At 73.4% G+C, this 10,206-nt stretch carries 10 protein-coding genes and 1 pseudogene; 2 read left to right on the forward strand and 9 right to left on the reverse strand.

The window, feature by feature from the left end:
- Both rplK and FK498_RS14050 read left to right on the forward strand, forming a co-directional pair.
- Positions 1-86 (forward strand): annotated as a pseudogene (gene rplK, locus FK498_RS19780) (50S ribosomal protein L11); the annotation flags it as partial.
- 14 nt (positions 87-100) lie between these two features.
- The gene (locus FK498_RS14050) at positions 101-451 is read left to right on the forward strand and encodes a DUF3489 domain-containing protein (RefSeq protein WP_084602838.1); all 351 of its coding nucleotides are present in this window, start codon (positions 101-103) and stop codon (positions 449-451) included.
- A gap of 16 nt (positions 452-467) precedes the next feature.
- Here FK498_RS14050 and FK498_RS14055 read toward each other — a convergent pair whose 3' ends face one another.
- From FK498_RS14055 to FK498_RS14095, 9 genes are all read right to left on the reverse strand, one after another.
- A complete protein-coding gene (locus FK498_RS14055) occupies positions 468-1,736 on the reverse strand; it encodes a site-specific DNA-methyltransferase (RefSeq protein WP_141855581.1) in 1,269 nt (422 codons plus the stop codon).
- Complete coding sequence (locus tag FK498_RS14060; protein ID WP_141855583.1) at positions 1,726-3,213, reverse strand: site-specific DNA-methyltransferase; 1,488 nt, start codon at positions 3,211-3,213, stop codon at positions 1,726-1,728. The genes FK498_RS14055 and FK498_RS14060 overlap by 11 nt, the downstream gene beginning before the upstream one ends.
- A 312-nt stretch (positions 3,214-3,525) precedes the next feature.
- Entirely contained in the window at positions 3,526-4,077 is a 552-nt protein-coding gene (locus FK498_RS14065; RefSeq protein ID WP_141855585.1) for a hypothetical protein, read from the reverse strand.
- Complete coding sequence (locus FK498_RS14070) at positions 4,067-4,294, reverse strand: hypothetical protein (RefSeq protein ID WP_202614863.1); 228 nt, start codon at positions 4,292-4,294, stop codon at positions 4,067-4,069. Before FK498_RS14070 ends, FK498_RS14065 begins: the two co-directional genes overlap by 11 nt.
- A complete protein-coding gene (locus tag FK498_RS14075) occupies positions 4,291-4,791 on the reverse strand; it encodes a hypothetical protein (RefSeq protein WP_141855587.1) in 501 nt (166 codons plus the stop codon). Before FK498_RS14075 ends, FK498_RS14070 begins: the two co-directional genes overlap by 4 nt.
- A gap of 78 nt (positions 4,792-4,869) precedes the next feature.
- On the reverse strand, positions 4,870-7,290 hold the full coding sequence (locus FK498_RS14080; protein WP_202614864.1) for a phage/plasmid primase, P4 family: 2,421 nt from the start codon (positions 7,288-7,290) through the stop codon (positions 4,870-4,872).
- Positions 7,251-8,012: a YqaJ viral recombinase family protein gene (locus tag FK498_RS14085; protein ID WP_141855589.1), complete on the reverse strand. Its 762-nt coding sequence runs from the start codon at positions 8,010-8,012 to the stop codon at positions 7,251-7,253. The genes FK498_RS14080 and FK498_RS14085 overlap by 40 nt, the downstream gene beginning before the upstream one ends.
- A complete protein-coding gene (locus FK498_RS19990; RefSeq protein WP_237560950.1) occupies positions 8,012-8,389 on the reverse strand; it encodes a DUF6511 domain-containing protein in 378 nt (125 codons plus the stop codon). The genes FK498_RS14085 and FK498_RS19990 overlap by 1 nt, the downstream gene beginning before the upstream one ends.
- Before the next feature lie 15 nt (positions 8,390-8,404).
- On the reverse strand, positions 8,405-10,090 hold the full coding sequence (locus FK498_RS14095) for a DEAD/DEAH box helicase (protein WP_141855591.1): 1,686 nt from the start codon (positions 10,088-10,090) through the stop codon (positions 8,405-8,407).
- Between the last annotated feature and the right edge of the window lie 116 nt (positions 10,091-10,206).

Below are 10,206 nucleotides of genomic sequence, written 5' to 3' on the forward strand. Positions count from 1 at the left end.
TCGGTCAGCGCGGCCTCAACATCATGCAGTTCTGCAAGGAGTTCAATGCCGCAACCCAGGCGATGGAGCCGGGCACGACGACGCCAACCGCGAGGGCGACATGATCGGCGCCCTCGACGGCCCGATGGAGGCGCTGCGCGCGGCGCTGGCCGGCAAGCCGGCCCGTGCGACGCGCGGTCGGGCCACGGAGCGGACCGACGGCGCGCCGCGCGGGCCGCGCGAGGGCACCAAGCGGGAGACGGTGCTGGCGATGCTCCGCCGCCCCGAGGGGGCGACGGTGGCGCAGATCTGCGAGGCGACGGGCTGGCAGCCGCACACGGTGCGGGGGTTCTTCGCGGGCCTCAAGCGCCGCCAGGGCATCACCGTGATCGCCGCCGAGCGCATCCGCCAGGTCGGTCCGAACAAGGAAGGCGCGAAGGGGTCCTACTCGATCTATCGCATCGCCGAGTAAGCATTCTCGCGATCGATCACGCCGCCGCTCGCGCCCAGCGGGCGGCGGCGACATCGCTGAACGCCCGCTCCTCCCCGGCCAGCACCGCGGAGCTGCCAGTGAAGTCCTGCCAGCGCCGCACCGCCACATCAACGTAGCGGGGGTCGATCTCCATCGCGAGGCAGGCGCGTCCGGCGGTCTCCGCGGCGATGATGGTGCTGCCGCTGCCGCAGAAGGGCTCGTAGGCCGCCTCCCCCGGGGCGCTGTTGTTCAAGATCGGCCGGCGCATGCATTCCACGGGCTTCTGCGTGCCGTGCACGGTCGCCGCGTCCTCGTCGCCGCCGGTGCCGATCGGCCACAGCGTCGCCTGGTCCCGCGCCCCCTGCCAGTGCCCCGTCGCGCCCTTGCGCACCGCGTAGAGGCAGGGCTCGTGCTGCCAGTGGTAGTCCCCCCGCCCCAGCACGAAGCGCGGCTTGGCCCAGACGATCTGGCTGCGCACCGCGAAGCCGGTCGCCTCGAGGCTCTCGATCACGATGCGGGCGTGCACGCCGGCGTGCCAGACGTAGGCGACGTCGCCCGGGAACAGCGCCCAGGCCTCGCGCCAGTCGGCGCGGTCGTCGTTGGCCACCCGGCCGGTGCGCATCGTCGCCGAGACGCCGGCCTCGTTCCGCCACTCAGGGTCGTAGTTCACCCCGTAGGGAGGATCCGTGACCATGAGGTGCGGCCGCGCACCATCCAGCAGCCGCGCGACATCGCTGGCCCTGGTGCTGTCGCCGCAGAGCAGCCGGTGCGGGCCGAGGAGCCAGAGGTCGCCGGGCCGGGTGACCGGTTCGGCCGGCGGCTCGGGCGCCGGGACGTCGGGATCGCCGGCGGGCGCCGCCGGCGCGTCGGGCTCCGCCTCGGACAGCAGCCGGTCGAGCGTGGCGCCGTCGAAGCCGATCAGGCCGAGGTCGAACTCGTCGGTGCGCAGGGCGCGCAGCTCGGCGGCGAGCAGGCTCTCGTCCCAGGTCGAGGTCAGCGCCAGCTGGTTGTCGGCGAGGCGATAGGCCCGCGCCTGCGCCTCGGTCAGATGCGACAGGCGGATCGCCGGGACCGCCTCGAGGCCGAGCGCCCTGGCGGCCAGGATGCGGCCGTGGCCGGCGATCAGCACACCCGCATCGTCCACCAGCACCGGCACGGTGAAGCCGAACTCGCCGATCGAGGCGGCCAGCTGCGCCACCTGCTCGGGCGGGTGCTGCCGCGCATTCGCCGCATAGGGGACGAGCGAGGCGACCGGCAGCCGCTCCACGCGCAGATCAGGCAGCATGCGCCGCCTCCCCCGCCTGGACGGCGTCGCCCGCACGCGCCGCGGCGACGGCGTCGTAATCGCGCCCGTCGTCGGCCAGCGTCACCGGCAGTGCGGGATGCAGCATCCGCCAGCGGGCAATCGCCAGGTCGACATAGGCAGGAGCAAGCTCGATGGCGCGGACGCGCCGCCCAGTGCGCTGCCCCGCCAGGATGGTCGTGCCGGAGCCGCCGAACGGCTCGAACACGGTGTCGCCCTCGTCCGTGTAGGCGCGCATCAGGAACTCGGGCAGCGCAACCGGGAACACCGCCGGATGCTCCGTCTCGATGCCACGGCCCTTGTGGCGGGTGATGCGCAGCACGGCATCGGGGATGCGCATCTCCTGCACCGGCAGGCCGATGTGGGTGTAGGCCTTCACCGCGCCGTCGGCGGCGCGCAGCCCGCTGCCCTTGTTCGGCGTGCCGGCCCATTTGCAGGGCACGATCTTGTTGGGCGGCCGCGCCTCGCGGTTGAAGTGGAACACCAGCTCGAAGGCCGGCGCGAGGCGGCCGTTCCAGTCCCCCGGCAGGCCGGGCCCCTGGTCCCAGGCGTAGAGGGCGAAGCGCCGCCAGCCCTGGCCGCGCATCCCGTCGAGCCAGCCCTGCCAGTAGGGCTGCCATTCGCCGTCGCGGTGGATCAGGCCGAGGTTCACCAGCACCTGGCCGTCCGGCCGCAGGGCGGCGCCGAGATGCCGGAAGACCCCCTGCATCAGGGCGTCCCAGTCCGAGACGCCGCCGGTGGTGTAAGCGCGCTGGTTGCCGTAGGGCGGCGAAGTGAAGAGCAGCGCCGCGCGCTCCGTCTCCATCACGCGGGCGACCGAAGCCGCATCGGTGCTGTCGCCGCAGAGCAGCCGGTGCGCGCCAAGCAGCCAGAGGTCGCCCGGGCGGGTGACCGCCTGGCGCGGGGGCACGGGCTCGGCGTCGCCCGGGTCCTCGGCCGCCTCGCCCTCCCCCACCCCCTCGTCTGGCGGGTTGCCGGCGGCAACCGCCGGGCTGGCAACCGCCCCGTTGCCAGGCTCGGTTGCCACCGCCTCCAGCCCGGCGAGCAGCCGCTCGATCTCCGCGCCGTCGAAGCCGGTGAGCGCCAGGTCGATGCCGCCCATCTCCTGCAGCTTCGCCACCTCGGTGGCCAGCAGCGCCTCGTCCCATCCCGCGTTCAGTGCGATGCGGTTGTCGGCCAGGCGATAGGCGGCCTTCTGCGCCTCGGTGAGGCCGGCCCGCACGATGGTGGGGACGGTGTCGAGGCCAAGGGACTGCGCCGCCAGCAGCCGGCCGTGGCCGGCGATGAGCTCGCCGCGCTCGTCCACCAGCACCGGCGCGACGAAGCCGAACTCGAGGATGCTGGCCGCGATCTGCGCCACCTGCTCGGGGGAATGCGTGCGCGCGTTGCCGGCATAGGGCAGCAGCGAGGCGACCGCGCGCGCCTCGACGGCGCTCGCAGACCATGGGGCCTGGGGCATCTGCACCTGCGTGATCGTGGAATGGTGGCCGGCGCGGCTGGCAACCTGGCAACGCTGGCAACCTGGAAAACTGGCCTGGCGCTAGAAACCTTGCGCGCTTCCGCGTCCCGCATACGCCAGGCCCAGGAAGGACCCTGCGGCTCGCGAGCCACTGTCTCGATCGAGCGACGCTGTGGCTGGTCGGCCGCTTCGCGCTCGCGCATCTTCAAGTTGGCCGCAGGATAGGACAGACGGATTCCAGGGCGCAACGCGACATTTCCGCGCAGGCGTTCCTTTGTTTTCGCTCCGAAGCCGGGTCACGGCGTGCGGCCGTCACGCCGCCCTCGTCCGCGGCACGAGGCCGAAGTGCCCCGCCAGCACACCGAGCGTTGCGACCAGCATGCCCTGCGCCTGCGGCGGCGAGACCGGCCGCCCTCCCCAGCCCTGGCGCGTCGCCCACTCGCGCACCGACATCTCGAGGCCGAGCACGTGCCAGGCGCAGGAGCCGGCGGCGCTGTCGTGACCGCCCAGCGCGTCGAGCGCCTCGGCCACGCGCCGTCGCGCGTCCATGGCGCGCTCGGACAGCGCGTCGGCGGTCCGGCCTGGCAGGCGCAGCAGGGAGGCGCGCACCATGCCGTCCAGCGCGGCGCGCCGGAACAGCACCCGGAAGCAGCCGCCCGCATCGTGCATCTCCTGGGTGATGGTGCCGTTGGCGAGCATCAGGCCAAGGGTGTCGATGGCGCGGCGGTGCAGCACCGGCGTGCCGGTTTCCGGATCGGCCTCGCGCACGGGCTCGGAGAAGCCGCCGTGCTGCAGCCGCCACCGGCTCGGCAGGGCGAGGCTCTCCTCCCGGGTGCGGGCCTTCTTCTTGCGCTTACCGGCCATGGCTCGGGCCTCCTGTGCGCGGCCCCCAGCGCCGCGTGGCCTCGTTGACGACCGCCTGGCGGAGCCAAGGGTCGGTGATGTCCTCGACGCTGAGCGAGACCACGCCCTGCTCGCGCCAGACGCGCCGGCGCATGGCCTCGAGATCGGCGGCGTTGGCGGGGCTCGGCTCGCGGCCGAGCGGACAGCGCGGGAGCGCCGGCGCGCCGGGCAGCCTCACTGGACACCGCTCCGGGCGTCGATCGCCCACAGCAGCAGGGCGAGGGCATCCGCCTCATTGTCGTCCGCCGGCGCGAAGCCGCGCGCCCGCATGGCGGCGATCACCGCCTCCTTCGGTGCATTGCCCTTGCCGGTCGCGAAGCGCTTGATCGTGCCGACCGGGACGCCCTGGTAGGGGACGCCGGCGCCTTCGCACCAGGCGGTCAGGTGCGCGAGGAAGCCGCCATAGACATGGGCGGCGGTGGTGCCGGCGTGCCGCCGCACCTCCTCGAAGACGACGCTGCCGAGCGGGCCGGCGCTCGAGCCCATGCTGTCCAGCCAGCGGCGGAAGCGCAGCCAGCCCATGCCGCCGCCCTCGAAGCGGCCGGGCCGAAAGGCGGCGGTGCCGGAGGCGATGCTGCCATCCGGCAGCCGCAGCGCCCAGCCGAGAGAGCTGCCGAGGTCGAGGGCGAGCAGGCTTCCGTGACGCATGGTGACGATTGCGGCGGGTTTTTCCATTGACTGCTCACGCGCGCGCGCGCGCGCGAGGGCATCAATAGGGGAGTGACGCGTCAATCCGTCACAATCGGTCATCGCTCAGAACTCCATCTCGATTTCGGAATGGGTTGTGTTCGCGCGCAGGCGCAGGCCGATGAAGCAGCGCTGCGCGCTGGTGCGGTGGGGCGAAAACCCGCGCGCGCTCAGCGTCTGCGAGAAGCGCTTGATCGAGCCGACGAATTCGCCGCTGGCTTCGGCCCAGGCCTTCCACGACGCGTAGAGGGCCGCAGTCGCCTCGCTGTGCTGGCTGCCGCGCTCGCAGCACTCCTCGATCCACCGCCCCAGCGCGTCCTCCGCCTCGAAGTACTCGTCGGTGGCGGCGAGCACGGTGGCGGGCGGGCGGAGCCCGACGCGCTGCCATTCGAGGCAGCCCTCGATCGCCCAGGCGAGGATGCCGTCGCGCTCCGCGAGCAGCCGCTCGGGCAGGCGCTTGTCGCGCCGGGCGGGCGGGATGGTGACCGTGAACGGCACCATGTGCAGCCGCCGCCGCATCGCCTCGTCGACATTGCGGATCGCTGGCTTGTGGTTGCCCGCGACCAGCAGCTTGAACTGCGGGGTGAACTCGAAAAAGTCCTGCCGCATGAAGCGCGCGGTGATGCGGTCGCCCCCCGTAAGCGCCTTGAGCTTGCTCTCGGCCCAGCGGCTGCCCTGCTCGGTCTCGATCGAGGTGACGATGCGGGCGCCGCGCAGCCCGGCCATGTCGGTCGGATGGCGTTCGCCGCTGGTCGCCATGAACATGTCCATGGGCGCGACGGTGGCGTAGTCGCCGAGGAGGGCGGTGAGCGTGTTGAGGAACACCGACTTGCCGTTGGCGCCGGTGCCGTAGAGGAAGAACAGCGCGTGCTCGGTGGTCACGCCGGTGAGCGCGTAGCCGACCACCCGGCGGAGGTAGGCCTGCAGCTCGGCGTCGCCGCCCGTGACCTGGGCGAGGAAGGCGAGCCAAGCCGGGCAGTCGCCCCGGGGCGCGGCGGTGGTGATCTTGGTCATGCAGAGGGCGCGGTCGTGCGGGGCGAGCGCGCCGCTGCGCAGATCCACGACGCCGGCCGGGGTGTTCAGCAGCCAGGGATCGCGGTCCCAGACCTCGGCGGTGGTGGCGTGGCGCCGATCGGCGCGCGCCAGGCGCTCGACGGCGGCGACGGTTGCGGCCTGGGAGAGCTTCGTGCGGACCCTGGCGTTGTTGGCGCGGTTGGCCGCGGCGCGGCAGACGTGGCGGGCGAGGTCGAAGGCGCGCAGCGTGCCCTCGCGCTCCCAGCGCGTTCCGGTCCAGGTGAGCCAGGCGCCCCAGACCGCGACATGCCGCCAGTCCTCGCCATGCTGCGCGCTGAACGCGGCGGCGAGGGCGTCCTCGGTGAAGCCGACCGGCAGCGGGCCATCGTCGCCCGGCCCATCGCCCTCGGCTACGGCCTGGTCGGGCTCGCCTGCACCTGTGCCGGGGTGACTGGCCTCGGCGCGGCGCCACAGCCGCTCCGCCTCCTGGCGCAGCCGGTCCTCGGGCCAGGGCGGGCTGATCCGTGCGGCGTTGTAGTCCTGGATCTCCTGCCAAGCCTGGGCCGCGGTGACGAAGCCGTCCTGGCAGCGGCGGATCCAGTAGCCGATGATGCGGGAGAGCGCCTCGAAGCGGGTGAGGCCATCGGCGCCGCCCTCGCGCACCACCTGGGCGAAGAGCTCGGTCACCTCGCCGCGGCCGGCGCCGTTGAAGTCGAGCGGGTCCTCCGCCGGGTCCGGCGCCACCTCGCTGCCCACCCCCGCCAGGGGCGGCATGGCGAGCACCGCCTCGGCGAACTCCGTGAGGTCGCGGTCCGCGCCGCCCGAGGAGAGGATGGCGACCAGCCTCGGCTGCCCGCCCTTGGCATGGACAGACCCGGCGACGCGGATCGGCTGGTGCGCCGAGCGGAAGGCCGGATCGCCGCCGACCTTCACCGCGATCGCGTGCCGCAGCCGGCACACCGTGGCCAGGTCCTCGCCGGTGGCCGGCTCGGTGAGCCGCCAGTAGAGGTGGAGCTTCGCCTGGCCCTCCGGCGTGACGCCGCCGGAGGCGACCTCGAGGCTGGGCGGGCCGAGGTGCCGGACCAGATGCGCCCGCTTCGCGGCGATGTCGCCGCCGTCGAGATCGACCAGCACCACCTGCATCTGCACGATGTGCTCGGCGCTGGCCTGGCCGGGTGCGACGACCGTGCCGGGGATGACGTAGAGCGCCATGCCCGCCTCGGCGGCCCAGCGCGCCTGCACGGCGAGCTTCGCCGGCAGCTCGCCATCGGCGGGCAGGAAGGGCGTGTGCGGCGCGCGGTCGGGCCCGCCCTTCTCGGCCAGCGCCCGGACCGCGACCCAGCCCTCGCACCAGCCGAAGACCATCTCGGCATAGGCCGCGACCATGGCGGGATCGGGGGCGACCGGCATCGGCGGGTTCACCTCGGCGGCGCTCATGACCAGCACCGCGTGCGCCAGGGGCAGCGCGCACATTCGGGGTGATCGGGCTCGGCGGCGATGCGCGGCAGCCACTCGCCGGCGTCGCAGGCCTGCAGGACGCGCACCGCCTTGTCGCTGGTGGCCTGGGCCAGCGCGCCGTCGAAGGGCACCAGCTCGTGGTGCAGCTCGGCGGTGTCCTTGTTCACCGCGGTGAACAGGGCCGGCGCCTCGGTCAGGCCCATGTACGCCTGGTAGAGCGCGACCTGCGCCGCGTAGATCGGCTTGGCCGCGGCGACGCCGCGCCGGACGATCTCCTTCCAGTTGCGGGCGTTGGCCGACTTGCATTCCCACAGCGCCGGGACGGCGACGACGCTCTGGGCGGAGGCTGGCGCTGCCACGACCACGCCGTCGATGTGGCCCTGCACGCGGCCGGCCGCGACCGAGAAGCCGAACTGCTCGCCGCTGCGGCTGCGGGTGCGCAGGTCGAAGCCGGCGCGCCGGAGCCAGCCGATCGCCAGATCCTCGAAGACATGCCCCACCGCGAAGACGCGGAGCGTCTGGCCCGAGAAGCCGGTGTCCGGGTCGCGCGGGACGTCGAGGAACTCGTACTGCAGGCGCCGCGCGCAGGGATCGCCCAGCCGCGAGCCGCCGAGATACTCGCGGCGCGCCCGCGTGCCGTTCTCCGCCACCAGCGCGGCGTCGATCAGGGCGTTGATCGCCTCCGCCGCGGTCGGCGGCTTCGGGCGGTGATTGAAGTCGAGGCTGGCCTCCGTCATCAGAAGGGAACCTCCGGGGAGGTGGACGGACAGGACGGCCGCATCGCGTCCTGGAAGGCGCCGACGGCCACCTCCGCGAGCGTCAGCACCTGCTGCTCCGACAGCGCGTTCAGCGGCGTGGTCCAGCCGATCTCGGCCATCACCTCGGCCATGGCGCGGATCGCGGCGCGCAGGGCGGCGCGCTCCTGTTCGGTGAGGTCAACCATGGCGGGCGCCTCCCGGGCGGCGCGCCGCGTCCACCACTTCTGGCAGGTGATGGAGCAGAAGGAGACGGAAGGCCGCGGCGGCTTCGAGGAGGTCGGGTCGAACCAGCCGAAGCCGCGCGCCCGCCGCCGGCAGACGGCGCAGAGCGCGCGCGGTGCGGGTGCCAACGGCATGATCGAACGCCGGCGTCATGCCGCCCTCGCGATGCCCTTGGGAAACACAGCGGCCAGGATCTGCGGCCGGTGCCAGAGGAAGTTCAGCCGGCAGTTCGCCGCGTACTTCGACAGCCCGAAGTCGAGCGCCGGATCGGCATCGCCGGCCTTGATGAGCAGCTCGCGCTGGCGGGCGGTCGCCGGGTGGTTCAGCCACAGCCGGCTCTTGGTGGCGGCGGCGCTGGTCTCGGCCTGGCGCAGGAAGTCGTCCGCCGCGGCCAGGACCTGCGCGCGCTCGCCGACCCCGAGATGACGCAGCCGCCCCTGGCGCAGCTTGCCGACCGCGTGCCAATGCTCGCCGTCGAAGAACACGCCGGCCCAGGCGTCGAAGCCGGAGGCGATCATGGCGTGGCCGTCGCCGTGCATGTCCCACCAGCGGAAGGGGGAGCGGTCGAGCAGGTCGATCTCGGTCAGCCCGAAGCACTGGAGCGGGCGCTTCTCGCGGAGCTTGCGCTCCCAGACGTGGCCGCAGAACGGGCAGGCGAGGGTGCCGAGCGGCACCTCCGCCTCGCAGTCCGGGCAGGTCTTGTAGGGCGCCTGGCCCGGCCCGGCTTCCTCCTCCTCGGAGAGCATCCCGTCGTGCTCGATCGAGCCGTGGCGCTGCGCCGCGCCGGCGAAGTCGAGGACGACGCAGTCGGTCTTCACCACGCCGGGGAAGCGCTCCGGGTCCACCTTCCGCAGCCCCCGCCCGATCGCCTGGATGAAGGTGCCGCGGTGGAGCATCGGGCGGAGGACGACGATGCAGCCAACCGGCTGGCTGTCGAAGCCCTCGGTCAGCACCATGCAGTTGGTGACCACCTGCACCTCGCCGCGGTCGAAGCGGGCGAGCAGCGCCGCGCGCTCCTTCGCCGGCATCTCGCCGGTCACCGTCTCGGCGGTGATCCCCGCGGCGCGGAAGGCGGCCGCGACCGCCTCGGCGTGGGCGACCGTGGCGCAGAAGGCGATGGTGCGGCGGTCGCCGGCGCGCTCGCGCCAGTGCTCGACCACCGCCTCGTTCACCACCGCCCGGTTCAGCACCTTCGCGGCGGCGTCCATGTCGTACTCGCCGGCCGTGGCGCCCACCTGGTCCAGGTCGTCGGAGACGCCGACATCGATGGTGAAGGTGCGCGGCGGCACCAGGATCCCCTGGGCGATCAGCGCCGAGATCGGCAGGTGGAAGGCGATGTTCGAGAAGGTCTTCCGGAGGCTCCGCCCGTCGCCACGCTCGGGCGTGGCCGAGAGGCCGAGCAGCTTGACCTTCGGGTTCGCGGCTCGCGCGTCGGCGATGATTGCCTGGTAGCTGTCGGCGGCCGCACGATGGCACTCGTCGATGACGAGGTGCGAAACCTGCCCCATGCGGGCGCGCCGCGCGGAGCGGGCCAGCGTCTGCACGCTGCCGAACACGACCTGGCCGGACCAGTCGTCCCGCTCGGCCTTCACCACCGAGGCGGACAGCCCGGCGACCCGGCCGATGGTGGCGCGGTTCTGCTCGATCAGCTCGTCCGTGTGCTGCAGCACCAGGAAGCGGGAGGCGGGCTGCGCCGCCGCCTCCTCGCCGATGTAGAAGCCGGCGACGGCGGTCTTGCCGGCGCCGACCGGCAGGGCGACCAGCGTGTTGCCGTGCGCCGCGGTCTTGGCGCGGGCGGCGTCCACGGCCGCCCGCTGGTAGTCGCGCGGGATCATTCCCCTGCCTCCCGCTCAGCGCGCCCAGAAGGGCGCGTTGCCCGCCGCGGCGGGCGGCTGGGGGGGCTGGGCGGCCGCCCAGGGCGGCGCCGGTGTCTTATACACATCTCCGAGCC

The sequence above is a fragment of the Elioraea sp. Yellowstone genome (assembly GCF_006704265.1).
In the GTDB taxonomy this organism is placed as follows: domain Bacteria; phylum Pseudomonadota; class Alphaproteobacteria; order Acetobacterales; family Acetobacteraceae; genus Elioraea.

Coding starts and splice junctions, on each gene's coding strand:
- FK498_RS14050 (WP_084602838.1), top strand. CDS start 101: ATGATCGGCGCCCTCGACGGCCCGATGGAGGCGCTGCGCGCGGCGCTG.
- FK498_RS14055 (WP_141855581.1), bottom strand. CDS start 1,736: ATGCTGCCTGATCTGCGCGTGGAGCGGCTGCCGGTCGCCTCGCTCGTC.
- FK498_RS14060 (WP_141855583.1), bottom strand. CDS start 3,213: ATGCCCCAGGCCCCATGGTCTGCGAGCGCCGTCGAGGCGCGCGCGGTC.
- FK498_RS14065 (WP_141855585.1), bottom strand. CDS start 4,077: ATGGCCGGTAAGCGCAAGAAGAAGGCCCGCACCCGGGAGGAGAGCCTC.
- FK498_RS14075 (WP_141855587.1), bottom strand. CDS start 4,791: ATGGAAAAACCCGCCGCAATCGTCACCATGCGTCACGGAAGCCTGCTC.
- FK498_RS14080 (WP_202614864.1), bottom strand. CDS start 7,290: ATGTGCGCGCTGCCCCTGGCGCACGCGGTGCTGGTCATGAGCGCCGCC.
- FK498_RS14085 (WP_141855589.1), bottom strand. CDS start 8,012: ATGACGGAGGCCAGCCTCGACTTCAATCACCGCCCGAAGCCGCCGACC.
- FK498_RS19990 (WP_237560950.1), bottom strand. CDS start 8,389: ATGCCGTTGGCACCCGCACCGCGCGCGCTCTGCGCCGTCTGCCGGCGG.
- FK498_RS14095 (WP_141855591.1), bottom strand. CDS start 10,090: ATGATCCCGCGCGACTACCAGCGGGCGGCCGTGGACGCCGCCCGCGCC.